The following is a 25,687-nucleotide window of genomic DNA, read 5'->3' as shown; positions in this document are numbered from 1 at the left end:
CCACACTTACGGGTGGAGCTCGCCCATTACGGCCTTCGGCAGGACGTGCGAAAACTACGTTCAGTGGCCGGAGGTGACTGACCGATGACTGCCTGTGCCTTCGACACCGCCCTCACCGGGGGCGTCGGCGACCGGCCACGAGGGGGTTTCACCATCGCCTCGGACCGCTCGTACGGCGCGCGGCTCGCGCTCAGCGGGGAGGCGGGCTGCTGGTACCCCGAGCGCTGGACGCTGGACGGCCCGGAGCCCTACGCCGTACCGCTGCCCGCCGCCCAGCCCGAGGAGCCGGACAGCGAGTTGCTGCCACTGGCCGACGGGCAGGTGCTCATCCACCGCCAGGTGGCCGGCCACCACGCCTTCTCGCTGCTCTACCCGACCGGCCCCGGCACCGGTGAGCGTCCGCTCGGCGGCATCGACGGCGCCGAGGTCTCGCTGCTGCCGCCCGCGCCCGGCGGCCTGTGCGCGTTCGCGCTGGGACGCGGGCCGCGGTCCACCTCCGTCTGGCTGCTGTTCGGCGGCGGCGTCCTCGCCCCCCAGCACCTGGCCGAGGTGCCCGGCCGCTGTACGGGCGGCAGTTGGCTGGACCGTACGGGCCGGCTGCTGGCCCTCGACCGCGAACTCGACGGCCGCACCAAGACCGTGGTGGTCGACTTGCGGCGCGGCGGCGAGACCAGCCCGCTGCTCCAGATCACCGAGCGCAGCGACGACCGGCTGCTGCTCGCCGACCCCGACAGCGGTCTGCTGCTCGTACGGTCCGACGCGCCCGGCGAGCGGCGGCTGGGGTGGGGCGTGCTGGGCAGCACCCGGCCGGTGCGGTTCCCGGACTGTCTGCGGCCCGCGGGGTGGTCGGAGGCCACGCCGTTCGCGGTGCAGCCGGGGCAGGTGCTGACACCCGAGGTGTGCGCGGTCGCCTTCCGCATCGACGGACGGGGCGGCTCCGGGTCCGGCGGCGGGACCGGGCGGCCGTGGGTGGGCGTATGGCGCCCGGCGGAGCGGCGGCTGCGCGAGTTCCCGGCCCCGGAGGGCTGGCTCCCGGGGGCGGGCCTGTGGACGAGGGGCGGCGAGCTGTGCCTGCCGTACGTCACCCCCCAGGTGCCCTGCGGGCTGGCCCGGGTCCGCCCATCCGGGGCGGCGGGGGCGGCGCCGAGGCCTTCGGGGGGCTCATGGGTGTCGGCGGCGCCGGGCGGTACGAGCGGCGCCACGCACAACGCCGCGAGCGCGGCGGAACCGTCAGGGGTGGCGTCGTTCGGGTCGGCGGAGGCGCGGTGGAGACCCGAAGAACCGACGGGGCCGAGGGGGCGGGACGACACGGCGGGGCCCTGGAGACCGGGCGACACGGCGGCACCGTGGGGGCCGGACGACGCGACGGGAGCGCGGCGGATCGCGCGCGTGACCCCGATGACCGAGCCCTCCGGCCCGGTGGCGGAGGTGTCCGGCCCGACCCCGGCCCGGACGCCGGAAGCGCTGTGGCAACGGGACGACGCGACGGCTCCGTGGCAGCCGGACGAGGCGGCCGGGGCGCGGCGGGTCGCGCCGGTGACACGCAGATCCGGTCCGGTTCCGGCCGAAGCGCGGGTCGTTCAGGCGTCGCGGACGACGACGCCCGCGGCCGGGGCCGCGACCAGGATCACACCGTGGACCCGGGTCGGCGGGCCCGGCGCGTCCGTCCCCGTGCGGGCGTCCGGGCCGGTAGCCGAGCCGACGCCGACGCCGTCCCGGGCGCCCGAGCCGATGCCGCTGCGGGAGCGGGCGCCGTTGGCCGTACACCGGCCGGTGCCGATGCCCGTGGACGAGCCGACGCCGCTGCCCGTGCACGAGCGGGTGCCGGAGCCCGAGTGCGGGTCCGGGGTCGAGCCGTGGGGTGGGACCGGGTCGTGGGCCGGGGTCGAGCAGGAGATGGGGCCCGAGCCGGAACCCGCTCCCGGGACCGGTCTGACCCCCGCCCTGCGGCCCGTACCGCTCCAGCAGGCGCCGCTCGCGCGGCCACCCCGGCCCCGGCCACCCCGCTGGGTCCGGGATCACCCGATTGGTTAGACTCGGCCAGGGGCTGCGCAGTCCCGCGTTCCGTCCGCGTGCGGGACGCCTCGGGTAATGCGCATGGAACGTCGTGCGACATCGTGGCCAGCCCCTTTCGCACAGTACAAGCGATCTGACGGGGTGACGTACCCACCATGTCCGAAACCCACATCGACACGACCCAGGCGCGCCCGCGGGACGCCGCCGCGGCCCAGGCCGATGGCGCTCAGGGCAAGCACCGGGGGCAGGCCGCGTCCGAGGAGACCCAGGCACCGGCCCACGGCCGCCACCGTCGCCCGAACGAGAACGGCTCCTGAGGACCCCGAGGACCCTCACGACCTCAGGACCGTAGGCACCTCAGGGCCGTCCCCGATCGCGGGACGGGCTGGATTTCCCCCCGGAAGTCCGGCCCGTCCGGCGATCGCGGGGTGCCCCCGGCCGGCCCTCCTCCGGCCGAACGGCACCTCACCCCCGCTTGAGCCCCAGCACCTCCACCGCCGCGAAGCCCTCCCCGCCCCGCTCCGCGAAGTACGGCGTCAGCGCCGCGTCCAGCTCCTCGAAGTCGAAGGCGTCCCCCTTCGCGTCCACCTTCGCCGCCACCTTCGGCCGCTCCAGGATCGCCAGCATGCCGCCGTGCACCACGAACACCTGGCCGTTCACCTTGGCCGCGGCCGGTGAGGCGAGATAGCCGACCAGCGGGGCCGCGTGTTCGGGGGCGAGGGCGTCGAGGCGGCCGTCCTCCGGGCGCTCGAAGCCGGCGAAGACGTCCTCGGTCATCCGGGTGCGGGCGCGCGGGCAGATGGTGTTGGCCGTCACCCCGTACTTGGCGAGGGCAGCCGCCGTGGAGGTGGTGAGCCCGACGATGCCGCCCTTGGCCGCCGCGTAGTTCGGCTGGCCCGGCGAACCGACGAGGAACGCCTCGGAGGAGGTGTTCACGATCCGGCCGTGCACCGGGCCGCCGTCCGCCGCCTTGGACCGCTCGCGCCAGTGCGCGGCGGCGAAGCGGATGGTGTTGAAGTGGCCCTTGAGATGGACCCGGATCACCGAGTCCCACTCGTCCTCGCTCATCGAGAAGACCATCCGGTCACGCAGGATGCCCGCGTTGTTGACCAGGATGTCCAGCGCGCCGTAGGTGTCGATCGCGAGCCGGACCAGCTCGCCCGCCTGCGTGTGGTCGGCCACGTCGCCCGCGTGGGCCGTGGCCCGGCCACCGGCCGCGCGGATCTCCTCGGCCACCTGCTCGGCGGGGCCCGCCGATGCCTCGCCGCTGCCGTCGCGTCCGCCCTGTCCGTAGTCGTTGACGACGACACTGGCGCCCAGCCGCGCCAGCTCCAGGGCCTCGGCGCGGCCGAGGCCGCGCCCGGCGCCGGTGACGATCGCGGTCCTCCCGGTCAGCGGGCCCGTCACATCTCGATGCATGTGCGCAGCGCCTCCCCGGTCCGCATCTGGCCGATCGCGTCGTTGATCTCGCCGAGCCGCACCCGGTGGGTGATCAGCCCTTCGAGGTCTATCCGGCCCGCCCGCCACAGGTCGATGGTGCGCCGGTAGGAGCGGAGCACATCGCCGCCGCCGTACAGCGAGGGCAGGATCCGCTTCTCGTCGAAGAACAGCTCGAACATGTTGAACTGGAGGAAGTCGTCCAGCGCCCCGGCGCCGACCACGCACAGCGTGCCGCCGCGCCGGGTGATCTCGTACGCCCGGCGGGCGGTGGCGGAGCGGCCCACGACCTCGAAGACGTAGTCGAAGCCCTCGCCCGCCGTGACGCCGTTCTTGGCGGTGTCGAGACCGTCCGGGGTCACCGCCTCGGTGGCGCCGAAGCGCAGCGCGGCCTCGCGCCGCGACTCCACGGGGTCGACAGCGACGATCTGCGCGGCGCCCGACGCCCTCGCCCCCTGGATGACGCTGATGCCCACCCCGCCGCAGCCGATGACCGCGACCGAGGAACCGGCCTCCACCCGGGCGGTGTTGAAGACGGCCCCGAGCCCGGTGGTCACCCCGCAGCCGATGAGGGCCGCGATGTCGTACGGGACGTCGTCGGGGATCGGCACGGCGCAGGGCGCGGCCAGGACGATCTCCTCGGCGAAGGTGCCGGTCCCGGACATCCCGAAGACGTCCTCCGGACTGCCGCCCGGGCGCCGGAAGTTGGGGGTTCCGGCGTTCATGAACCCGGTCATGCACAGCTCGGTCTGACCGCGTTGACAGGACGGACAGCCGCCGCACGCGGGCAGCCAGCACACCAGCACCCGGTCGCCGGCGCTCAGCCCGGTCACCCCGTCACCCACGTCGACGATCTCGCCCGCGCCCTCGTGGCCGGGGACGAACGGCGCGGGCTGCGGCAGCACCCCGGCCATCGCGGAGAGGTCGGAGTGGCACAGCCCGGTGGCCCTCAGCCGCAGCCGGACCTTGCCGGGGCCGAAGCCCACCGCCTCGATGTCGTCGAGGACTTCGAGCTTGTCCTGTCCCGTCTCGTGCAGTACGGCTGCGCGCACAGCGGCTCCTCGTGATGTCGAGCGTGCGTGATCTCAGGTGTGGCGTGATCTCAGGTGTGTTCGACGATGGTGTCGGTGAGGACCGGTGCGTCGTCCCGCTCGACGGCGGTCGCCGTCACCTGGACGCGCCCCTCGTCCTGCCACATCCGGACGCGCAGGGTCTCCCCCGGGTAGGCCACCCCGGCGAAGCGGGTGGTGTACGAGCGCACCCGGGCCACCTCCCCGTCCAGCGCCGTGTCCACGACCGCCTTGAGCACCATCCCGTACGAGCACAGTCCGTGCAGGATGGGCTTCTCGAACCCCGCCACCTTGGCGAACTCGGGGTCGGCGTGGAGCGGGTTCCAGTCCCCGGAGAGCCGGTAGAGCAGCGCCTGGTCCTCGCGGATGGCCCGCTCCACGGTGCGGTCCGGCTCACGGGCCGGGGGCTCCAGGCGGTCGGATGGGCCGCGCTCACCGCCGAAGCCGCCCTCGCCCCGGACGAAGATCCGGGTGTCGCAGGTCCACAGCGGACCGTCCGCGTCGGCCACGTCGGAGCGCAGCACGATGACCGCCGCCTTGCCCTTGTCGTAGACGGCGGCGACCTTCGAGGTCTGGGTGGCGTCCCCGCCGAGCGGGATGGGCCGGTGCAGTTCGACGGTCTGGCCGCCGTGCAGGACGGCGGCGAGGTCGACGTCGATACCGGGTGCGGCCAGGCCCCCGGCGACCGCCATCCCGCCGCCCGCGACGGTCGCGAAGCTGGGGAGCACATGGAGCTTGCTCTCCAGGGTGTAGCGGAGCTCCTGGGGGTCGGTGGCGGGGATTCCGGCGCCGATGCCCAGGTGGTAGAGCTGGATGTCCTTCTGCCCCCAGATGAGAGCCGTGCTCCGGGGCTCGGCCGAGACGGCCTTCGCGACATCGATGGGCATAGGGCGACACCACTCCTTGGTCCGCTCGCCGGTCCACGGTCCGAAGACCCCGGCCCGCCCGTCCGCACCGTCGGCCGCGCCGGGGTCGTCGCTGGTCGGCAGGGTCGCGTCGTCCGCGTGGACATGTAGAACGCGTTCTAGCCGATGGCACCCTGTATAGCCCAATCGCCCCGAAGGGGGAAGGGTGTCGACGCCCTCTGCTGACGGCCCGTCAGGTAGCGGTTGGCCGGGTGACGAAGACCCTGGGACAAATGTCACGGCCATCCCCCGACATCCGCATCTGCCCAGCTCATACGGGGATCCATAAGGTCGGACGCATGTATGCCACCGCCGCGCGCATCGAACGCCTCAAGCCACCGGGCCGCCGGGCCTTCGTGCCCTGGCTCTTCATGCTCACGGGGGACGTACAGGCGCTCTTCAAGGAGAAGACGCCGCTGCCCTGGCTCGGCGGAGCGGGGGTGGCGGCCTTCATCGCGCTCTACCTCACCACCGTCTTCACCGCCCTCGACGAGCGCCGCCGCCACACCAGGACCCCGCCGCTGGCGCTCGCCGGGCTGGCGGCGGTCACCTACGCGCTGGGCATCGGCTACGCCGGGAACTGGCTGCTGTGCTTCCCGCTGCTGTCGCTGGCCTCCGGAATCGTGCTGCGCGGGGGGAGGCGGCAGCTGGGGCCCGTCATCCTCACCCTGTCCGCCTCCTCAGGAATCATCGCCGGGCTCCGCGGCGGCCCCTCGGACTCGCTCACGGTCAGTTACGGCACCATGCTGTCCGGTCTGGTGACGGCGGCCATCCTGTCGCTCTTCGAGACCGTGGCCCAGCTCCGCGCGACCCGCCAGGAGCTGGCCCGTACGGCGGTGGAGAAGGAACGGCTGCGGTTCTCCCGCGATCTGCACGACCTGCTCGGCCACACCATGTCGGTCGTCGTGGTCAAGGCGGAGGCGGTGCGCCGGCTCGCCCCGAAGAACCTGGAGGCCGCGCTGGGGCAGGCCGCGGACATCGAGGCGGTGGGGCGGCAGGCGCTCACCGAGATCCGCGAGGCCGTGACCGGCTATCGCGAGGGCAGCCTGGCCACCGAGCTGGACCGGGCCCGCTCGGCGCTGGACGCCGCCGGTATCGAGGCCGTCGTCCGCCGCGAGGGGCCGCCGCTGGCCCCGCAGACCGAGGCGCTGCTGGGGTGGGTGGTCCGCGAGGGGGTCACCAATGTGGTGCGGCACAGCGGGGCGTCCCGGTGCGAGATCGAGGTGCGGAGCGGCATGGACCGGGTTCGGCTGGAGATCACGGACGACGGGGTCGGCGTAGGCTCCCGTGCCACCGGTACGAACGCGGACGGCAGTCCGGAGGTCGGCGGTACCGGGCTCAAGGGCCTGGCCGAGCGGCTGTCCACGGCGGGCGGCTCGCTGGAGTCCGGCCCCGGCGGGCGCCGGGGCTTCCGGCTCGTCGCCGAACTGCCGGTGGATACGGAGGACGTGGTGGAGGCCGAGGTCGAGGGAGCCCGGACGGCGTGAACGAGGCGGAAGACGCGAAGGGCGTGCAGGATGCGACAGGCGTGATCAAGCTCCTGCTCGCCGAGGACCAGGGGATGATGCGGGGCGCCCTCGCCCTGCTGCTCGGGCTCGAGGACGACTTCGCGATCGTCGCGCAGCTCGGGAACGGGGACGAGATCGTGCCCCGGGCCCTGGAGACCCGGCCCGATGTGGCGCTGCTCGACATCGAGCTGCCCGGCCGCAGTGGTCTGGACGCGGCCGCCGCGCTGCGCGAGGCGCTGCCGGAGTGCCAGGTGCTGATCCTCACCACCTTCGGCCGCCCCGGCTATCTGCGCCGGGCGATGGAGGCGGGGGCGGCCGGGTTCCTGGTCAAGGACGGCCCGGTGGAGGAGCTGGCCGTGGCGATCCGCCGGGTGCTGGCCGGTGAGCGGGTGATCGACCCAGGCCTGGCCGCCGCCGCCCTCAGCGCGGGCCCCAACCCGCTGACGCAGCGCGAGCGCGATGTGCTCTCGGCGGCGGTGGACGGGGCGACGGTGGCGGACATCGCGGCCAGGGTGCACCTCTCCCCCGCCACCGTGCGCAACTATCTCTCCTCGGCCATCGGCAAGACCCAGACCCGCAACCGCATGGAGGCCGTCCGCGCCGCCCGCCGGAACGGCTGGCTGTAAGTCGGCTACGAGGAGCCGCCGCGGGTGACCGCGGGCGTCCGCGGCAGCAGGACGGCCATCAGCACCACCGCCGTCGCGATGATCCCGGTGGCCACGACGAAGGCGTGACCGTACCCGGCCGCGAGCGCCTCCGGTCCGGCCCCGCCGTGCGCCGTGATCCGCTCGGCCGCGACCGTGGCCAGCACCGTCAGGCCGAGCGCGCCGCCGATCTGCCGTGAGGTGTTGACCAGCCCGGACACCAGCCCCGCCTCGGAGGGGGCGGCTCCGGAGGTGGCGGAGGCGGCGAGCGGGGTCATCATCAGCCCGCTCCCGAGCGACATGATGATCGCGGGGCCCAGGACCGTCCCCACGTAGGTGCCGTCGGCGCCCATCCGGCTCTGCCACGCGTAGCCGACGACGGCCAGCGAACCGCCCGCGATCGCCAGCGGTTTGCCGTCCATCCGGGCCATCAGCCGGGGCGCGAGCTTCGAGCCGAGGACGATCGACAGGCTGTGCGGGAGGAAGGCCAGCCCGGCCTTGACCGGGCTGAAGTGCAACACGTTCTGCAGGTAGAGCGACATGAGGTACCACATGGCGAACATGCCGCCGCCGCACACCACCATCACCGCGTTCGCCGCCGACACCGCCCGGACGCGGAACAGCCGCAGCGGCATCAGCGGCTCCCGCGTACGCGCCTCGACGGCCACGAACACCGCGAGCAGCACAAGCCCGGCGAGCAGCGGTACGAGGGAGGCGGCGGCGGTCCAGCCGTGCGGTTCGGTCTGCACGATGCCGTACGCGAGCGCCGCGACGCCCGCCGTGACCAGCACCGCGCCCGGTATGTCGAGCCGCCGTACCACTCCGGAGCGGCCCTCGGTCAGCCACACCGCCGCTGCCGCCAGCACCACGACCCCGACCGGCACATTGACCAGCAGCACCCAGCGCCAGGACAGATACTCGGTGAGCACACCGCCGACCAGCCCGCCCGCCGCGCCCCCGCCCGCGCCGACCGCCGTCCAGGTGCCGATGGCCCGGGTGCGGGCCGCGCCGGTCGGGAAGGTGGTGGTGAGGATGGTGAGGGTGGCCGGGGAGAGCACGGCCGCGCCGAGGCCCTGGAGCGCGCGGGCGGCGATCAGCTGCCAGGGCTCCTGGGCGACGCCACCGGCGAGGCTGGCCGCGGTGAACAGGCCGAGCCCGGCGAGGAAGACCCGTTTGCGCCCGAAGAGATCGGCCGCGCGCCCGCCGAGCAGCAGGAACCCGGCGAAGGTGAGCGCGTAGGCGTTCACCACCCATTGCAGCGCGGTCCCGCCGAGCCCCAGGTCGGTACGCATCGACGGCAGCGCGACGTTCACCACCGAGATGTCGAGCACCACCAGGAACTGCCCGGAGCAGGCGGCCAGCAGGACCGCCCAGACCGGGGGCGAGGCGCGCGGGGGCCGGGCGGTGGCTGCGGTTTCCGAGGGGAGGGGCGCTGGGGTGGACATGACGGCGATGCTCGCATCCGGAACCCGTCGTACGCATCGGCGTTTCGGCGCATTTCGGCAGGGCGCAAGACCTAGTAGACCTACGAAGGAAATCCCTCGTCGAGCCGGCAACACCGGAGGAGAGCATGACCGACAGCGCCACGAAAGTCGCCATCTACGGTCCAGGGGCCATGGGATTGCACATCACCAGGCTGCTGCACGAGCGCGGAGTGCCGATCGTCGCCGCGATCACCCGGCCCGGCTCCGACAAGGTGGGCAAGGACCTGGGCACCCTCGCGGGCCTTCCCCCGCTCGGGGTCCCGGTCCGCTGCGACGCCGAGGAGACGCTCGCGGAGACCGCGCCGGACGCGGTGGCGGTCGCCGTCGACACCTATCTCAACCAGGCCATGTACGACATCTACGCGACCATCGTCCGAGCGGGCGCCAATGTGCTCACGCTGGCCGAGGAGATGCTGTACCCGTTCCCGACCTCCGGGGCGCGGGCGCGGCAACTGGACGAGCTCGCCAAGCGGCACGGGGTCACCGTGACCGGCACCGGACACCAGGACACCTACTGGGTCGGCCTGGTCTCCGTCCTGGCGGGCTCGGCCCAGACGCTGCACACGGTGGAGGGCGAACTGTCCTGGAACGTGGACGACTTCGGGCCGGCCGTGGCGCGGCAGCAGCATGTCGACAGCACGGTGGCGGAGTTCGGCGAATGGCTCGCGGGCACCGCCCGGAAACCCACCTTCGGCCGGACCGCGCTCTACGCCCTGGCCGCCGCCATCGGGCTGACACCGGGGCGGCCGGAGACCCGGACCACGCCCTTCGTCGCCGCGAGGACGACTCCCTGTGCGGCGCTCGGCAAGGACATCGCCGAGGGCAGGCTGCTCGGCTACACCGACACCGACACCCTGCACACCGAGGAGGGCGTGGACCTGGTCATCAGCTCGACCGGCAAGGTGTACGAGGCGGGCGAGACGGACTTCAACGAGTGGCGCGCCACCGGGCGGCCGACGCTGCACCTGCGCAACGACCGGGTGATGACCCGGGACACCACCTGCACCACGCTCATCAACCGGATCCCGGACGTCGTCCGGGCGGAGCCGGGGCTGGTGACCGTCGACCGGCTGCCACAGCTCCGCTATCAGGCTTCCTTGGGTAAGGCGTCCTCGGGCAGGGCGTCCGCCGGGTAGGGCGGCGGCGCGGACGGCTCCGCGCGGCGGCCCCAGCGCCGGGTGTGCCGTTCCAGGAGCAGCAGCAGATCGATCAGAAAGGCGTCCCGTTCCTCGACCAGTTCGGCCACGGACCGTCCCCCTGCCGCCTCCTCGCTTCCGGTGACCATCCGCTCGTACAGCTCCTCCGTCAGCTCGGGGGCGTCGAGCCTGGTCAGGGGGTCGAGCAGCCCCGGGCCGAACTGGTCGAGCATATGGGCCATCCCGCCGGGGCCGCCCGCCAGATGGGAGGTCAGGCACGGCCCCAGCAGCGCCCAGCGCAGCCCGGGACCGTGGACTATCGCGGTGTCCACCTGGCCGACGGTGGCCTCACCGGCGGCGACCATGTGCAGCACCTCGCGCCACAGCGCCTCCTGGAGGCGGTTGGCGATGAACCCGGGCAGCTCCCGGTCCAGGGTCAGGGGCGTCTTCCCGGTGTGGCGGTAGAAGCGGTCGGCCCAGGCGACCGCGGCCGGGTCGGTGGCCCGGCCGCCGACCACCTCCACCAGGGGGATGAGATAGGGCGGGTTGAACGGATGGCCGACCACGAACCGTCCGGGGGTGCGGCACGCCGTCTGCATATCGGTCATGGCGAAGCCGGATGTGCTCGAGGCGACCACGACGCCTCGGGGTGCCGCCGCGTCGATCGCGGCCAGCACTCGGACCTTCGTATCCAGCCGTTCGGGGACGGATTCCTGGACGAAGTCGGCCACGGACACCGCCTCGGAGAGGGAGCCGGTGAAGCTCAGCCTGTCCCGCCGCGCCCCGTCGGCGAGGCCGAGCCGCTCCACGGCGGGCCAGGCGCGGTCCACCAGCGCGTTCAGCCCGTCGGGGGCGCCCGGCGCGGGGTCATGGGCGATGACGTCATAGCCCATCCGCAGGAAGTGCGCGGCCCAGCCGCCTCCGATGAGGCCGGTGCCGACGACGGCGACGGTGCGGACCGACTCCGGCTCCCGTATGCCCCCCTGTGCGGACTTCTCCCACTCCCCGGCGGCCATCAGCGGACACCGCCCGGGGCGCCCCCGCGCACATCCCGGCACAGCCGCTCGAAGTTGGCCACGTACCGTCGCACATCGTCCCGGGTGTGCTGCACCGACAGGGTGAACTGCTCGGACTTGCCCCACGACGGCAGCAGGACCCCGCCGCCCACCTGGTAGAGCCAGTGGGCGCGCCGCCACGGGGCGGGCGAGCGGAGGAAGTCGCGGTAGCCGCGCAGCCGGTCGGTGAAGATGACCGCGCCCTTGGCCCCGGCGGAGACGACATGGCCCGGGATGCCGTAGCGCGCCATCAGCTCGCTCACGCCGGTCACGATGGTGGTGCGCAGGGCCTCCAGATGCGCGTATGCCCCGGGGGTGAGGACTTCCGTCAGCATCGCGCGGGCCGCCGCCATGGTCATCGGGTTGCCGTTGAACGTACCGACCTGCTGATAGCTGTTGTCCGCGATCAGTTCCATCAGTGCGGCGGTGCCGCCGATGGCCCCGCAGGGGAGTCCGCCGCCGAGCGCCTTGGCCAGGCATACGAGGTCGGGGGTGACGCCGAGCAGCTCGGTGGCTCCGCCGGGCGCCACCGCCAGACCCGTCTTCACCTCGTCGTAGGCGAGATACGCACCGTGGGCGTGCAGCAGGTCGCGCAGTGCGGCGAGGTAGCCCGGGGGCGGGAGGACCACGCCGATGTTCAGCATCACGGGCTCGACGATCATTCCGGCGACGGAATCCGGGTTCTCCTCCAGTGCGGTGCGCACCGCGTCGATGTCGCCGAACGGCACGGCGAGCGTCAGATCGGCGGACTCCGGTAAGTACGCCGGCCCGGACGGCACCGAGCGCGGCCGGTGGTCCGGTCCGATGTCACCCTGCCCCGGGAGGGGGAACGTGGACACCTGAACCGAGTCGTGGTGTCCGTGGTAGGCCCCCTCCACCTTGATGATCTTCTTGCGGCCGGTGGCCACCCGCATCAGATGGACGGCGTCCATGGTGGCCTCGGTCCCGGAGTTGCCGAACCGCCACAACGGCAGGCCGAAGCGTTCCGCCAACAGCCGTGAGACGGCGATCAGATCCTCGGTCGGCAGACCGAAGTGGGTGCCAAGGCGCACCCGCCGCTCGACCGCGCCGACGATGGCCGGGTGGGCGTGGCCCGCCAGATTGGCCCCGAAACCGCCGTGCAGATCGACGTACTCGGTGCCGTCGGCGTCCCGGACCCGCCCGCCCTCGCCCCGCTCGATCCAGATCGCACCGGGTTCGGCGTCCTGCCACGACGAGGCGACGCCCCCGGCGAGGGTGGCACGCGCGGCCTCCCGCAGCTCGAACGACCGCCGCATCCGGTCGACGAGCCGCTTCTCCGAGGCCTCGATGAGCTTGCCCAGCCGGGCGAGATCCCGCTCTTCCGCTCGTGCGGTTGGCGCACTGGTCATGATCCACCTTTCACGGAGCAACGGCGCTCCGAGCGCCTGGACGGCCACATCGGACTATGGATCGTCGGCACCGTGCCGGCCGGCCGGTGAAGCCGCGCTCGGTCACGGCCCTTCAGGGGCCACGACGTCGAGTGAGGGGCAGCACCAGGGCGCATCGGCACCGGGAATCAGTGGAGGGTGAATACCCGGACCGCGGTCGAACCGCTGCCCCGCATCGGAAAAGTCCAGTGATTTCCCTAGGCGAAACCAGCTCAAACGCGAAGGAACGGCCCACCGAGGGGGCGTGCCCCCGGGCACCGTGGACCGGTGGCGGTGCGGCAGGATGAGCGGGTGACTCAGTCTGCTGCCGCCGCCGCGCCCGCGGCCCCCGACCGCACCGTGCTCGACGCCTTCGAGGCGGCCAAGGGCTTCATGCCGCTGGACGAGGGGCTCGCCCTGTATGCCGCGGCCGTGCGGGCGGCGGCGCCGGGGCTGCCGCTGGTGGAGGTCGGCACGTACTGCGGGCGCTCCACGATCCTGCTGGCCGACGCCGCCCGCGCGGCCGGGACGGTCGCCGTGACCGTGGACCACCACCGGGGCTCCGAGGAGCAGCAGCCGGGCTGGGAGTACCACGACCCGGAGGTGGTGGACCCCGAGGTGGGGCGGATGGACACGCTGCCCACCTTCCGCCGCACCCTCCACCGGGCGGGCCTCGAGGACCACGTCATCGCCATGGTCGGGCGGTCCCCGCAGGTCGCGGCGGTGTGGGGGAAGCCGGTCGGGCTGGTGTTCATCGACGGCGGGCACACCGACGAGCACGCGGGCGCCGACTACGAGGGCTGGGCACCGCATGTCGCGCCGGGCGGGCTGCTGGTGATCCACGACGTCTTCCCCGACCCGGCCGACGGCGGCCGGGCGCCGTACCGGATCTACCGCCGCGCGCTCGCCTCCGGCGCGTTCACCGAGGTCTCCGCCACCCGCTCGCTCCGCGTCCTGCGCCGCACCGCGGCCGCCACGCCCGCCTGAGCCGCCCGGCGCCCGAGCCGCCCGCCGCCCGAGCCGCCCGCCGCCCGAGGCGCATCGGCCGGGCCGCTACCATCGCCCGCGTGTCCAACGGCAGCTTTTTTCCAGCGCCCGGTCGCCGCGGCGGCACCCTCGCCATCGTCCTGGTGGCGCTGATACCGACCTGCTTCGTCGGCTGGCTGCTGTGGAGCTCGCTGGGCGGTTCGAAGGACGACGGCGCGGACGGGGCGGGCGGGCCCACGACCTCCTCGACGTCCTCCCCGCCGCCCCCGTCGTCCGGCGCGTCCGTCCCGTCCGCGCCGACCACTCCGTCCGGGGAATCCGGCAAGCCCGGGGCGCCCGGTAAGCCCCTCAAGGGCAAGGTCGTGGTGATCGACCCCGGGCACAATCCGCGCAATCGCGACCACGCCTCGCGGATCGCCCGGCTCGTGGACATCGGCACCGAGAAGAAGGAGTGCGACACCACGGGCACGGCCACCAACTCCGGCTACCCCGAGGCGTCCTTCACCCTCGATGTGGCGCGCCGCGCCCGCACCCTGCTCGAAGCGCGCGGCGCCACGGTGCGGTTCACCCAGGACGGCGACCGGCCGTACGGGCCGTGCGTGGACGAGCGCGCGGAGATCGGCAACAAGGCCCACGCCGACGCCGTGGTCTCCGTGCACGCGGACGGCGCGGCCGCCGGGGAGCGCGGCTTCCATGTGATCCTGCCCAAGTCCGTACGGGGCGGCGGCGCGGACACCTCCGCCATCACCGCGCCGTCCCGCCGACTCGGCGAGCGGCTGCGCGGCGAATTCGCCGAGGCCACCGGCAGTGCGCCCGCGGAGTACATCGGCGACGGCAGCGGGTTGGACGTCCGGGGCGACCTGGGCGGGCTCAACCTCTCCACCGTCCCCAAGGTGTTCATCGAGTGCGGCAACATGCGCGACTCCCAGGACGCCGCCGAACTGACCGACACGGCGTGGCGCGAGCGCGCGGCGCGCGGTATCGCACAGGGCATTACGGACTTCTTGAACGAGTAGCGCCGCCACAACCGAACGGGAGGTCACGAGCGGGATACCGATGGGACACCCCCGGTCTCGGCGGGCGGATTCACCCGTACGATGGGGCCCACCCCCGACGCCTTCGCGCTATCGCGCCTGGCGGCAGCGCTCGTACAGACGAAACCGACAAAGGACCTCACGTTGAACATCCGCTCGCTCACTCGAGGCGACGGCGTGGTGATCGGAGCAGCGGTGTTGCTGTTCATCGCCTCCTTCCTCGACTTCTACACCGTCGACTGCGGCGGTAGCAGCTTCTGCAAGGACGCCGGTGAGAACGGATGGAAGTCCGACTTCTTTCCCGTACTGCCATCCATCTTCCTGGCCGGCGTGATCGCCGCGGCGCTCATCGTCTCCGCGCGTTTCCAGCCCGCGGGCCGCAACCTCTTCGGGCTCTCGCTCGAGCAGTGGGGCTCGGCGCTCGCGGTCTTCGCGGCCTGGAGCTCGCTGTGGACGATCATCGGTGGCCCGGACGGAGTCGACAAGGGCGTCGGGCAGATCCTCGGCCTGATCGCCACCCTGGCGATGGCGGCCGTCGCGCTGCTCGCCCAGCGCGTCCCGGCTCTCAAGGCCCCGCTGATGAACGCCTCCGCCCCGGCCCCGTCCCCGTACGGTGCCCAGGGCCCGCAGCCGGGGTACGGCTACCCGGGTCCGGGCGGCGCCCAGCCCGGCGCCCCCGCGCCGTACGGCACCCCTCAGCCCGGCCAGCCCGGCCAGCCGCAGCCCGGCCAGTCCTTCGGCGGCCAGCAGGCTCCGGCCCCCACCCCGCCGGCCGCGGGTGGCGGGGACTTCGCCCCGTTCTGGTTCGCGGTGCCGGTGGCCCGTCCGCTGTACGCGGAGGACGGTTCGTCGAGCACCATCGCCGAACTGGCCCCCGGCACCTGGTACCTCGCGGTGGAGCAGCGCGGTCAGGCGCTGGTCGCCCAGACGCAGGACGGCCGCCGCGGTGTGCTCCAGGACACCACGGGGATCCAGCGCGGCTGACCCGCGTATGCGCGTCGCATGACACGACCGTGTGCGTCGCATGACATGGCAACGGCCCCTCGCCCGAACGCTCGGGCGAGGGGCCGTTGCCATGTGCGGCCCCGGCCCGTACAGTCCGGCCGGTGTGTGGCTGACGTGTCGTCAGCCGCCGTTCTCCACCCTGTCCGGCGGAACGAGGGGGCTTCCATGCGGCTCGGTCTGGCGCTCGGCTACTGGGGCCGCGGCCCCGACCCCCACCATCTGGAACTCGCCCAGGAGGCGGAGCGGCTGGGCTACCACTCGGTGTGGACCGCCGAGTCCTGGGGCTCGGACGCCTTCACCCCGCTCACCTGGCTCGCCGCCCACACCACCCGGATCGCGCTCGGCACGGCGGTCGCGCAGATGGCCGCCCGCACCCCGACCGCCACCGCGATGCAGGCGCTCACCCTGGACCATCTCTCCGGCGGCCGGATGATGCTGGGGCTGGGGCTGTCCGGACCGCAGGTGGTCGAGGGCTGGTACGGACGCCCGTTCCCCAAGAGCCCGCTGACGGCGACCCGGGAGTATGTCGAGGTCATCCGGCAGGTGCTGAACCGCGAGGCGCCGGTGCGGCTCGACGGGCGCTACCACCCGCACCCCTACGCCGGTCCGGACGCCACCGGTCTCGGCAAACCCCTCAAGCCCATCGTCCATCCGCTGCGCGCCGACCTCCCGGTGCTGCTCGGGGCGGAAGGGCCCAAGAACATCGCACAGACCGTGCGCATCGCCGACGGCTGGCTGCCGCTGTACTGGTCGCCCTCGCGGACGGAGCTCTACCAGGCGACACTGGCCGACGCCCGGGACGGCTTCATGGTGGCGCCGATGACACAGGTGCGGGTGTGCGCCGATGTGGCGGAGGGGCTGAAGCCGGTCAAGGCGATGCTCGGCTTCTACATCGGCGGAATGGGCCACGCGGCCCGGAACTTCCACGCCGATCTGATGGCCCGCTTCGGCTACGAGGCCGAGGCGCGCCGGGTGCAGGAGCTGTTCCTGGCGGGGCGGCGCGCGGAGGCGATCGAGGCCGTGCCGGACGCCTTCGCCGATGAGATCTCGCTGGTCGGGCCGCGTGAGCGGATCGCGGAGCGGCTGGAGTTGTGGCGCAAGGGCCCGATCACGGATCTGCTGGCGCTGGCGCCGGACCTCTCGACGCTGCGGGTGCTGGCGGAGCTGGCGGGCTGAAACGCGTCGTACGGGTGTGCGGCCGCGCTGAGTTTGGCTTCGCTTCGCGGGGCAACACGTGAGGCATGTCACGAAGTTATCGCCATGGAAGCAACCAGGCGGCGACCGTCGTGGCGGTCGTCGCGGACGTCATGGCCGTCATCCTCGGCCTCTGGATCCTGTTCGCCCTTCTCGACGCCAACCGCGCGAACGACCTCGTCACGGTGGTCCATGACGCGGCGAGCTGGCTCGCGAGCTGGTCCCATGACCTCTTCACGATGGACACGGACTGGCTCCGGACCGTCCTCAACTACGGCCTCCCGGCCGTGGTGTACCTCTTCATCGGACACGCTATCGCGGGCCGACTCCGCCGCGGCTGAGCGCGATCTCGGCGCCTGCGGCGGGCCGTTCCCCGCCCCGCCCCTTCCCGTTACCAGGGGCTCCGCCCAAGCAGCCCGCCGGACACCCCGTAAGCGCTCCGCCGGAAGTCCCCCAACCTGCCGTCGACCGTCCGCGACACCATCGTGGCTGATCGCGCAGTTCCCCGCGCCCCTACGGAGCGCACCGATATGCGGCTCCGCCGCGTGGCAGAGGCGCTCCGCCCCTGGACCCGGGGTCTGGGGCGGAGCCCCGGTTTCGGGAAGGGGCGGGGAGGGGAGCACGCCCGCCGCAGGCGGCACGAACCGTTGGGCGCGCTCTAGGCACAGCAGTCCGAGTCCAAGCCGCGCGGCAGGCGCTCGCCGCCGAAGACGGCCGTGGTCGCCTCGTCGCCACCCAGCGCCGCCACGGCGAGCAGCAGCGACCCGGCCGTCCAGGTCGTGCGCTCCTCCGGCCAGACCGCGTCGTCCTCGAAGACGTAGCCGGTCCAGTACATGCCGTCCTCGGCGCGCAGCGTCGGCTGGATCCACCGCAGGATGTCCACCGCGCGGTCGGACTCCCCCATCACCCAGAGCGCGAGCGCCAGTTCGCAGCTCTCGCCGCCGGTGACCCAGGGGTTGGGGGAGACACAGCGCACCCCGAGCCCGGGGACCACGAAGCGGTCCCAGCCCTCCTCGATGCGCTCCTTGGCGGCGGCGCCGGTGACCGCGCCGCCGAGGACCGGGTAGTACCAGTCCATCGAGTAGCGGTGCTTGTCCAGGAACCGCTCGGGGTGGTGGCGTATGGCATGGCCGAGCAGCCCGGCCGACAGTTCCCAGTCGGGCTGGGGCTCCTCGCGGTGTTCCGCGATGGCCAGGGCGCAGCGCAGCGCCTGGTAGACGGAGGAGGAGCCGGTCAGCAGGGCGTCGGGGTCCACGGTGCCGTCGGCGCGGTGCCGCCAGCCGATCTGGCCGCCGCTCTGCTGCAGCCCGAGCACGAACTCGACGGCGGCGAAGACGGTGGGCCAGATCTGGTCGAGGAAGGCGTCGTCGCCCGTGGAGAGGTAGTGGTGCCAGGCGCCGACCGCCACGTAGGCGCAGAAGTTGGACTCCCGGCCGCGGTCGGTGGGGTCGGCGGCGGCCACGCCGTCCGGGGTGTCGGGATAGGCCGCGTACCAGGAGCCGTCGGGGTTCTGGTGCCGGGCCAGCCAGCGGTAGGCGGCCGTGGCGCGCTCCCGCTCGCCCGCCGCGTCCAGCGCCATCGCGGACTCGATGTGGTCCCAGGGGTCGAGGTGGTGGCCGCGGAACCACGGTATGGCGCCGTCCGCGCGCTGGACGGCGGCGATGCCCTGGACCGTGCGCAGCACCTGCTCGGGGCTGAGCACCCCGGGCAGCGCGAGCCGTTCGGTGCCGGGGCCGGGGCGGGGGCCGGGGGGCGGTCCGAGCGCCGTCACGCCCGCTCCTCACGCGGGGCGTGAGGCTTGGTCGCGTACGCCACGAAGCTCTTGCCGATGACGGGGTTCAGGGCGCGCTCGGCGAGCCGCGTGGCCAGCGGCTTCTTCATGATGTCCCACACCAGCAGCTGGTGGTACGCGCGCACCGGGAGCGCCTTGTCGTTGTCCACTCCGAAGGCGCACTTGAGCCACCAGTAGGGGCTGTGCAGCCCGTGGGCGTGGTGGGTGCCGTACGGCCGCAGTCCGGCCTCGCGCATCTTCTCCAGCAGCTCGTCGGCGCGGTAGATGCGGATGTGGCCGCCCTCGACCTCGTGGTAGGCGTCCGACAGCGCCCAGCAGACCTTTTCCGGGCCGTAGCGGGGCACGGTGACGGCGATCCGGCCGCCGGCCCTGAGCACTCGCACCATCTCGGCGAGCACACCCTTGTCGTCGGGTATGTGCTCCATCACCTCGGAGATGATGACCACGTCGAAGCTGTCGTCGGGGAAGGGCAGGGCGAGGGCGTCGCCCTCCATGGCGGTGGCGGTGGCGCCCGCCGGGGCCTCACCGGCCTCCTTCATCGCGGCGAACCACTTGGCCACCTCGCGTATCTCCTCGCCGTTGCGGTCGAGCGCCACGACCTGGGCGCCGCGCCGGTAGCACTCGAAGGCGTGCCGTCCGGCGCCACAGCCGAGGTCGAGGACGCGATCGCCGGGGGCGAGGGGGAAGCGGGAGAAATCGACGGTCAGCACGGGGGTCTGCTTTCGTCCGGCGGATTCGTGAGGCGGGAGAGGTCGGGGGGCGGGAGAGATACGGGGTGGAGCCGGGGCTCAGCGGCGGCCGGCGGTCCGCGCCGAGGCGCCGATGGCCTGGCGGTATTGCTCGACGGTGCCGCGGGCGGCCTGTTCCCAGGTGAAGCGCCGCAGCACCCGTTCCCGGCCGGCCGCGCCCAGCCGCCGTCTGAGGTCGGCGTCGCCCAGCAGCCGGGTCAGGGCCACGGCGAGCGCGTCGGCGTCGCCGGGCGGTACGGCCAGGCAGGTCTCGCCGTCGACCCCGGCCACCTCGGGTATGGCGCCGCCGGTGGTGGCGACCAGCGGGGTGCCGGTGGCCATGGCCTCGGCGGCGGGCAGCGAGAACCCCTCGTACAGCGAGGGAACGCAGGCGATCTGGGCGCCGCGCACCAGGTCCACCAGTTCGGCGTCGCTGATGCCCTTGACGAACTCGACGGCGTCCTCGAGCCCGTGGCGCGCCATGGTGGTGGCCACCGGCCCCTCCTCCGGCCGCTTGCCGACGACGACCAGATGCGCCCCGGGGTTCTCGGTGCGGACCTTGGCGAGCGCCTCGATCAGATACACCAGGCCCTTCAGCGGCACATCCGCGCTGGAGGTGGTGACGATGCGGCCGGGGATCTCCGGGACGGCGGGGTCGGGCGAGAACAGGCCGGTGTCCGCGCCGATGTGCACCACATGGATCCGGTCCGGCCGCACCCCGAGGTCCTCCGCGATCTCCCGGCGGGAGGAGCCGGAGACGGTGAGCACCGAGGGCAGCCGCCGGGCCACCCGCTTCTGCATCCGGGTGAAGCCGTACCAGCGGCGCACGGAGAACCGGCGCTTCCAGCCGTCGGCGGCGTCCAGCTCCAGCCGTCGGTCGACGGTGATCGGGTGGTGGATGGTGGTCACCAGCGGGAAGCCGAGCTTCTCCAGGCCCAGCAGCCCGTAGCCCAGGGTCTGGTTGTCGTGGACGACGTCGAACTGGCCGGGGCGCGCGGCGAGATGGCGGCGGGCGCGCAGGCTGAAGGTGAGCGGCTCGGGGAAGCCGCCGGTCCACATGGTGGAGACCTCCAGGGCGTCGACCCAGTCCCGGTACTCACCCCGCCGGGGGGTGCGGAACGGGTCGGGCTGGCGGTAGAGGTCCAGGCTGGGCAGCTCGGTGAGGGTGACGCCCTCCTCGGTGTCGAGCACCGGGTACGGCTGGGCGCCGATGACCTCGACGGTGTGGCCGAGCCGGGCGAGTTCGCGGGAGAGATGGCGTACATAGACGCCCTGGCCCCCGCAGAACGGATTCCCCTTGTAGCTGAGCAGCGCGATGCGCAGCGGCCGTTCCCCGGTGGCGGTGGGGGGTGCTGCTCGAAGCGGGTCGGCCCCGGTCTCCTGCGCGGCCTCTGCGGTCACTCGCGCCCCCTCCTTGGTGCAGTTCAGCGGGAGCGTATCCGCTTCCGTTTATCTAGAACAAGTTTCACTAATGCATCCCCTGAGGAGTCACGAAGATACCTGCCCCGGGCGACCTCTCCAGGGTCGGGGCAGGTGATCCCTACCACTCGGTAGCCGGAACCTGAGGAGAAGTTGACGACGGGGTGCGCACCGGGTGCGGCCCCGCAGGCGCGACCGCGAGCGCCACTCGGCGGCAACGTGCCTCAACTGCGCGGACACGGGCGCTTCGGGGAGGACCCGCGCTAGCCTAGAACGGGTTCCAGTGCCTCGCAGGCCCGGAACGGCCCTGTCATCATGCACGATGTCCGCTTGTCGCCGACCCGCAGACGCAACACATTCGAAGTGGGACAAATGACCGCAGAAGTCAAGCCGGCCGCCCTGCAGCTGACCGAGCGGCAGGAGGCGCGCCGCCGGCGCATCCTGCACGCCAGCGCCCGGCTGGCCAGCCGAGGCGGCTTCGACGCGGTCCAGATGCGCGAGGTCGCGGAGAACTCCGGAGTGGCGCTCGGCACCCTCTACCGCTACTTCCCCTCCAAGGTCCATCTGCTGGTCGCCACGATGCAGGATCAGCTCCAGCACATGCACGAGACGCTGCGCAAGCGGCCGCCGACCGAGGAGGAACCGGCCGCCCGGGTCGCCCAGACGCTGATGCGCGCCTTCCGCGCGCTCCAGCGCGAACCCCATCTGGCCGACGCGATGGTGCGCGCGCTCACCTTCGCCGACCGGTCGGTCAGCCCGGAGGTGGACACGGTCTCCCGGCTCACCACCGCGATCATCCTCGACGCGATGGGCCTGGCCGAGGCCCCGACGACCGAGCAGCTCTCGGCGGTCCGCGTCATCGAGCACACCTGGCATTCGGCGCTGATCACCTGGCTCTCGGGGCGGGCCTCGATCGCCCAGGTGAAGATCGACATCGAGACCGTCTGCCGTCTGATCGACCTCACCGCACCCACCCCCGCCCGATAGCCGGACGGACGGTACATCAGGGGCGCGCACACCAATTCCTGCGCCCCTTCGAGCTTCTGGAAGGGGTTTGTGCGCCCTTGCGCCCCCTATTGGCTCAAATTCCGCGTTCACGCCCTACTCAATCCCGGTATTCATGAACGGCGCGCGACAGAGCGACAACGGCGCGCGACGAGAGAACGGCATCGTGGGGGGTGGAGAAGTTCGTGATCCGGTTACTTCTGGTACACGAGTCAGGGTTGCTGCGATCGGCCCTGGCATCCGTGATAGGGGCCGAACCAGACATCGAGGCGGCCGCGTGCTCCTGGCGCGACGCGCGTGGCAGAGCCCGTTCCTTACAGCCGCAGGTGTGCGTGGTGGACACGGACAGCCCGGCGGCCGACAAGGCGGCACGGAAGGGCGAGTGGGGGAAGTTCACGGCATCCGCCTCCGGGGCGGGCGGGGACTGCGGACTGCTGGTGCTCGTCAACTCGGAGCGGCCGGGCCCGCTGCGCCGCGCGCATGAGGCCCGGGCACTCGGCTACGTCGACAAGGACGCCCCGCCGCAACGGCTGGTCGAGGCCATCCGGCAGGTGGCGAAGAAGGAGCGGTACGTCGACGAAGCGCTCGGCTACGGCTTCCTCCGGGCGGCCAAGATCCCGCTGACCGAGCGGGAGCTGGGTGTGCTGTCGCTGGCCGCCGACGGCGCCTCCATACCGGAGATCGCCCGTACGCTGCATCTGTCCACCGGGACGATCCGCAACTACCTGGCCGCGATCACCCGGAAGACCGGGGCGCGCAACCGCGTGGACGCCATACGGATATCGCAGTGCGAGGGCTGGGTCTGATATCGCGGTACGAGGGCTGGTGAACCGGCGGGCGGCGGCCGGGAGAGCCACTCGGCGGCCAGGAGAGCTACTCGTCGGGGGGAAAGACCTGTTCACCGGTTTCCGACAGCCGGATGGCGATCGCCTCGACCGGGCAGCCCTCGGCCGCCGCCAGCACCGCCTCGGAAGCGTCGGCCTCCGTCTCGACCGGATGCGCCTGCCGCGCCCCGTCGAGCCGGAAGCCACCGGGGGCGGTGCTCACGCACATCCCCGAGCCGATGCACACGCCACGGTCCACCTCGATCCGCCAGCGGTCCCCCATCAGCTCGGCTCCCCGTCCCACCCCTGGGGCAGGTGGATCATCTTGTGCTCCAGGTACGCGGAGAACCCCTCCGGGCCGAACTCCCTGCCCAGACCGGAGTTCTTGTAGCCGCCGAACGGCCCGAGCATGTCGAGGCTGAAGGTGTTGACGGAGTAGGTGCCGGTGCGGACGCGCCGTGCGAAGTCGATGCCGTGCCCGACGTCCGCCGTCCAGACGGAGCCGGAGAGCCCGTAGTCGGAGTCATTGGCGATCCGGGCCGCCTCCTCCTCGTCCCCGTACGGCAGCAGACAGATCACCGGGCCGAAGATCTCCTCACGGGCGATCCGCATGTCGTTGCCGACGTCGCCGAAGAGCGTGGGCTCCACGTACCAGCCGGTCTGCTGGGCCTCCGGGCGGCCGCCGCCGGTCAGCACCTTGGCGCCCTCCCGCTGGCCCAGCGCGATGTAGTCCAGCGAACGGCGCTGCTGCCGCCGCGCCACCAGCGGCCCGACCTGGGTGGCCGGATCCAGCGGGTCGCCGACGACCAGGGCGGAGGCGGCGGCCGCGAACCGCTCGGCGATCTCGTCGTAGTGGGCGCGCGGCGCGAGGATCCGGGTCTGGGCCACACACGCCTGTCCGTTGTTCATCCAGGCGTTGGGCACGATCCCGGCGACGGCCGCCTCCAGGTCCGCGTCCGGCAGGATCACCGCGGCCGACTTGCCGCCCAGCTCCAGCGTGACCCGGGTCAGTTGGCGCGAGGCCACCTCCATCACCCGCTTGCCGGCCGCGACCGAGCCGGTGAACGACACCTTGTCCACGCCCGGGTGGCCGACCAGGTACTCGCTGACCTCGCGGTCGGCCGGAAGGATCGACAGCACCCCCTCGGGCAGCCCCGCCTCGGCCGCGATCTCCGCCAGGATGTAGGAGTCCAGCGGCGTCTCGGGCGACGGCTTGAGGATCACCGAGCACCCCGCGAGCAGCGCGGGCGCCAGCTTCGCGGCCGCCACGAACTGCGGTACGTTCCACGGCACCACGGCCGCGACCACCCCGACCGGCTCCCGCCGCACCAGCAGCGGGCCGAGCACCCCGGCCCGCCGCTCCTCGTAGACGAAGTCGCGGGCCACGGTGATGGCGGCGTCCCACACCATCATCGCGCCGAGCGCCTGGGCGAGGACGCTCCAGGAGTACGGGGAGCCGTTCTGCGCGCTGATGACCCGGGCGATCTCCTCATGGCGTACGGCGATGGCGTCCTTGATCCGGGTGACCACCGCGATCCGCTCGTCCAGGCTGATCCGGGCCCAGGGGCCCTCGTCGAACGCCGTCCGCGCCGCCGCGACGGCCCGGTCCACATCGGCGCTTGAGGCGTGCGGCACCCGGCCGATGATCTGCTCGGTGTGCGGCGAGACGACCTCGATGGTGTCCTCGCCCGCCGGATCGGCCAGCGCGCCGCCGATGAAGAGCTGCCCGTGCTCGATGAGGTCGTTCATCGCTGATGCCTTCCGGCCGATGACTGAGGGGGTGGGTCTGACTGAGGGTGGGTCCGACTGAGGGGGTACGGGTGGGTACGGTCGGCCCGTCCGGGGCCGGGCCCGCCAATGGAGGCGGCCAATATCTGACGCTGCATCAGAACTGATACCAGTTCTAGCTATAGTGGGCAATGCTTGTGTCGAGGAGAGGGGGAGCCGATGGCGCAGGTGACGCAGGTGACCGACCATGGCGGCGGAGTGTGGAGCATCCCGGTCCCGATCCCCGACAACCCGCTCGGGCACACGCTGGTCCACCTCCTCGACACCGACCGCGGCCCCGTACTGATCGACACCGGCTGGGACGACCCCACGGCCTGGGACACCCTCACCGCCGGGCTCGCCGCGTGCGGCGCCTCCGTCTCCGATGTCCACGGCGTCCTCGTCACCCATCACCACCCCGACCACCACGGGCTGTCCGGCCAGGTGCGGGAGGCGTCCGGGGCGTGGATCGCCATGCACACCGCCGACGCCCAGGTCGTCCGGCGCACCCGGGAGGCCGAGCCCTCCCGCTGGCTGGACTACCTGGAGGAGAAGCTCGCCGCGGCCGGGGCGCCCGAGGAGCATCTGGCCCCGCTGCGCGCCACCCGCGCGTCCGGCCGTACGCGCCTCCCGGGGCAGCGGGCCGCGCTCCCCGACCGCGAGATCGTCCCCGGTGAACTCCTCGATCTGGCGGGCCGGAGGCTGCGCGCCATCTGGACCCCCGGCCACACCCCCGGCCATGTCTGCCTCCACCTCGAAGAGGCCCATCCGGCGGCCGGTGAGGGCCTGTCCGGCCATGGCCGCCTGTTCTCCGGGGACCATCTGCTGCCCGAGATCACCCCCCATATCGGGCTCTACGAGGACCCCGACGACATGACGGTCACCGACCCGCTCGGCGACTACCTCGACTCCCTCGAACGCGTCGCCGCCCTCGCCCCCGCCGAGGTGCTCCCCGCCCATCAGTACGCCTTCACCGACGCCCCGGCGCGGGTGCGGGCACTGCTGGACCACCACGAGGAGCGGCTGGCCGGGCTGCTGGCACTGCTCACCACCCCGCTCACCCCGTGGCGGCTGGCCGAGGCCATGGAGTGGAACCGCCCGTGGGAGCAGATCCCCTTCGGCTCCCGCAATATCGCGGTCTCGGAGGCGGAGGCGCATCTGCGCCGGCTGGTGAAGCTGGGCAGGGCGGAAGCGGTGCCGGGCGGCAATCCTGTGATGTACCAAGCGATTTGAGTGACGTATGGGGTGCCGGTCCGACGAACCGGAAGCTAGCCTTACCCGACCTGGCG

General features: G+C 72.8%; 23 protein-coding genes and 1 pseudogene. 13 read left to right on the top strand and 11 right to left on the bottom strand.

The features are described 5' to 3' along the window. Window positions 1-84 precede the first annotated feature (84 nt). Window positions 85-1,242, top strand: a pseudogene (locus ACMTAK_RS35080) (hypothetical protein); the annotation flags it as partial. A 929-nt stretch (window positions 1,243-2,171) separates the two neighbouring features. Further along, window positions 2,172-2,333 carry a hypothetical protein gene (locus tag ACMTAK_RS35075; RefSeq protein ID WP_210947434.1) on the top strand — a complete coding sequence of 54 codons (162 nt, stop codon included), beginning with the start codon at window positions 2,172-2,174 and terminating at the stop codon, window positions 2,331-2,333. Between the two features lie 148 nt (window positions 2,334-2,481). Here the strand turns inward: ACMTAK_RS35075 and ACMTAK_RS35070 are convergent, their stop codons facing one another. The 3 genes from ACMTAK_RS35070 to ACMTAK_RS35060 are packed head-to-tail and all read right to left on the bottom strand — an operon-like array spanning window position 2,482 to window position 5,410. After that, window positions 2,482-3,435, bottom strand: a complete 954-nt coding sequence (locus ACMTAK_RS35070; protein ID WP_413809887.1) for a 3-oxoacyl-ACP reductase — start codon at window positions 3,433-3,435, stop codon at window positions 2,482-2,484. After that, window positions 3,420-4,505: a Zn-dependent alcohol dehydrogenase gene (locus ACMTAK_RS35065; RefSeq protein WP_413809886.1), complete on the bottom strand. Its 1,086-nt coding sequence runs from the start codon at window positions 4,503-4,505 to the stop codon at window positions 3,420-3,422. The genes ACMTAK_RS35070 and ACMTAK_RS35065 overlap by 16 nt, the downstream gene beginning before the upstream one ends. Window positions 4,506-4,555: 50 nt before the next feature. Continuing rightward, window positions 4,556-5,410 carry a MaoC/PaaZ C-terminal domain-containing protein gene (locus ACMTAK_RS35060; RefSeq protein WP_413809885.1) on the bottom strand — a complete coding sequence of 285 codons (855 nt, stop codon included), beginning with the start codon at window positions 5,408-5,410 and terminating at the stop codon, window positions 4,556-4,558. A 317-nt stretch (window positions 5,411-5,727) separates the two neighbouring features. On the opposite strand from ACMTAK_RS35060, the gene ACMTAK_RS35055 reads away from it, so the two are divergent. Further along, window positions 5,728-6,915 (top strand): sensor histidine kinase, encoded by a 1,188-nt coding sequence (locus tag ACMTAK_RS35055; protein ID WP_413809884.1) that lies wholly within the window; start codon window positions 5,728-5,730, stop codon window positions 6,913-6,915. A gap of 41 nt (window positions 6,916-6,956) precedes the next feature. Next, complete coding sequence (locus tag ACMTAK_RS35050) at window positions 6,957-7,562, top strand: response regulator (protein ID WP_413813089.1); 606 nt, start codon at window positions 6,957-6,959, stop codon at window positions 7,560-7,562. A 5-nt stretch (window positions 7,563-7,567) separates the two neighbouring features. Here the strand turns inward: ACMTAK_RS35050 and ACMTAK_RS35045 are convergent, their stop codons facing one another. After that, entirely contained in the window at window positions 7,568-9,025 is a 1,458-nt protein-coding gene (locus ACMTAK_RS35045; protein ID WP_413809883.1) for an MFS transporter, read from the bottom strand. Between the two features lie 125 nt (window positions 9,026-9,150). On the opposite strand from ACMTAK_RS35045, the gene ACMTAK_RS35040 reads away from it, so the two are divergent. Beyond that, window positions 9,151-10,200: a dihydrodipicolinate reductase gene (locus ACMTAK_RS35040; protein WP_413809882.1), complete on the top strand. Its 1,050-nt coding sequence runs from the start codon at window positions 9,151-9,153 to the stop codon at window positions 10,198-10,200. Here the strand turns inward: ACMTAK_RS35040 and ACMTAK_RS35035 are convergent. Together ACMTAK_RS35035 and ACMTAK_RS35030 are read right to left on the bottom strand one after the other, a co-directional pair. Then, window positions 10,152-11,216, bottom strand: coding sequence for a 3-hydroxyacyl-CoA dehydrogenase NAD-binding domain-containing protein (locus ACMTAK_RS35035; protein WP_413809881.1), 1,065 nt, complete (start codon window positions 11,214-11,216; stop codon window positions 10,152-10,154). The two genes, ACMTAK_RS35040 and ACMTAK_RS35035, sit on opposite strands and share 49 nt — an antisense overlap. Continuing rightward, a complete protein-coding gene (locus ACMTAK_RS35030; RefSeq protein ID WP_413809880.1) occupies window positions 11,216-12,625 on the bottom strand; it encodes an aspartate aminotransferase family protein in 1,410 nt (469 codons plus the stop codon). The genes ACMTAK_RS35035 and ACMTAK_RS35030 overlap by 1 nt, the downstream gene beginning before the upstream one ends. A 330-nt stretch (window positions 12,626-12,955) precedes the next feature. On the opposite strand from ACMTAK_RS35030, the gene ACMTAK_RS35025 reads away from it, so the two are divergent. The 5 genes from ACMTAK_RS35025 to ACMTAK_RS35005 all read left to right on the top strand — a co-directional run bounded on the left by ACMTAK_RS35025 (window position 12,956) and on the right by ACMTAK_RS35005 (window position 17,204). Then, complete coding sequence (locus ACMTAK_RS35025; protein WP_413809879.1) at window positions 12,956-13,630, top strand: class I SAM-dependent methyltransferase; 675 nt, start codon at window positions 12,956-12,958, stop codon at window positions 13,628-13,630. A gap of 80 nt (window positions 13,631-13,710) precedes the next feature. Then, complete coding sequence (locus tag ACMTAK_RS35020; protein ID WP_413809878.1) at window positions 13,711-14,646, top strand: N-acetylmuramoyl-L-alanine amidase; 936 nt, start codon at window positions 13,711-13,713, stop codon at window positions 14,644-14,646. A gap of 162 nt (window positions 14,647-14,808) precedes the next feature. Further along, window positions 14,809-15,648 (top strand): hypothetical protein, encoded by an 840-nt coding sequence (locus tag ACMTAK_RS35015; protein WP_413809877.1) that lies wholly within the window; start codon window positions 14,809-14,811, stop codon window positions 15,646-15,648. A gap of 186 nt (window positions 15,649-15,834) precedes the next feature. Continuing rightward, the gene (locus ACMTAK_RS35010) at window positions 15,835-16,845 is read left to right on the top strand and encodes an LLM class F420-dependent oxidoreductase (protein ID WP_413809876.1); all 1,011 of its coding nucleotides are present in this window, start codon (window positions 15,835-15,837) and stop codon (window positions 16,843-16,845) included. A 65-nt stretch (window positions 16,846-16,910) separates the two neighbouring features. Continuing rightward, a complete protein-coding gene (locus ACMTAK_RS35005; protein ID WP_043237004.1) occupies window positions 16,911-17,204 on the top strand; it encodes a hypothetical protein in 294 nt (97 codons plus the stop codon). Between the two features lie 317 nt (window positions 17,205-17,521). Here ACMTAK_RS35005 and ACMTAK_RS35000 read toward each other — a convergent pair whose 3' ends face one another. The 3 genes from ACMTAK_RS35000 to ACMTAK_RS34990 all read right to left on the bottom strand — a co-directional run bounded on the left by ACMTAK_RS35000 (window position 17,522) and on the right by ACMTAK_RS34990 (window position 20,784). Next, window positions 17,522-18,634 carry a prenyltransferase/squalene oxidase repeat-containing protein gene (locus ACMTAK_RS35000; protein ID WP_413809875.1) on the bottom strand — a complete coding sequence of 371 codons (1,113 nt, stop codon included), beginning with the start codon at window positions 18,632-18,634 and terminating at the stop codon, window positions 17,522-17,524. Further along, the gene (locus tag ACMTAK_RS34995; protein WP_413809874.1) at window positions 18,631-19,365 is read right to left on the bottom strand and encodes a class I SAM-dependent methyltransferase; all 735 of its coding nucleotides are present in this window, start codon (window positions 19,363-19,365) and stop codon (window positions 18,631-18,633) included. Before ACMTAK_RS34995 ends, ACMTAK_RS35000 begins: the two co-directional genes overlap by 4 nt. A 78-nt stretch (window positions 19,366-19,443) precedes the next feature. Next, on the bottom strand, window positions 19,444-20,784 hold the full coding sequence (locus ACMTAK_RS34990) for a glycosyltransferase family 4 protein (RefSeq protein ID WP_413809873.1): 1,341 nt from the start codon (window positions 20,782-20,784) through the stop codon (window positions 19,444-19,446). Window positions 20,785-21,174: 390 nt separating this feature from the next. Here ACMTAK_RS34990 and ACMTAK_RS34985 point away from each other — a divergent pair, with 390 nt between their 5' ends. Next, entirely contained in the window at window positions 21,175-21,789 is a 615-nt protein-coding gene (locus ACMTAK_RS34985) for a TetR family transcriptional regulator (RefSeq protein WP_413809872.1), read from the top strand. A 203-nt stretch (window positions 21,790-21,992) separates the two neighbouring features. After that, window positions 21,993-22,613 (top strand): response regulator transcription factor, encoded by a 621-nt coding sequence (locus ACMTAK_RS34980; protein ID WP_413809871.1) that lies wholly within the window; start codon window positions 21,993-21,995, stop codon window positions 22,611-22,613. A gap of 67 nt (window positions 22,614-22,680) precedes the next feature. Here ACMTAK_RS34980 and ACMTAK_RS34975 read toward each other — a convergent pair whose 3' ends face one another. Together ACMTAK_RS34975 and ACMTAK_RS34970 are read right to left on the bottom strand one after the other, a co-directional pair. Continuing rightward, a complete protein-coding gene (locus ACMTAK_RS34975; RefSeq protein ID WP_413809870.1) occupies window positions 22,681-22,914 on the bottom strand; it encodes a ferredoxin in 234 nt (77 codons plus the stop codon). Continuing rightward, window positions 22,914-24,380, bottom strand: a complete 1,467-nt coding sequence (locus tag ACMTAK_RS34970; protein WP_413809869.1) for an aldehyde dehydrogenase — start codon at window positions 24,378-24,380, stop codon at window positions 22,914-22,916. The genes ACMTAK_RS34975 and ACMTAK_RS34970 overlap by 1 nt, the downstream gene beginning before the upstream one ends. Before the next feature lie 198 nt (window positions 24,381-24,578). Here ACMTAK_RS34970 and ACMTAK_RS34965 point away from each other — a divergent pair, with 198 nt between their 5' ends. Continuing rightward, complete coding sequence (locus ACMTAK_RS34965) at window positions 24,579-25,631, top strand: MBL fold metallo-hydrolase (RefSeq protein WP_413809868.1); 1,053 nt, start codon at window positions 24,579-24,581, stop codon at window positions 25,629-25,631. Window positions 25,632-25,687 lie beyond the last annotated feature (56 nt).

The sequence above is a fragment of the Streptomyces lacaronensis genome, assembly GCF_047337785.1.
GTDB classification, from domain to species: Bacteria; Actinomycetota; Actinomycetes; order Streptomycetales; family Streptomycetaceae; genus Streptomyces; species Streptomyces lycopersici.
This window is presented reverse-complemented; position numbering and strand designations above follow the sequence as displayed.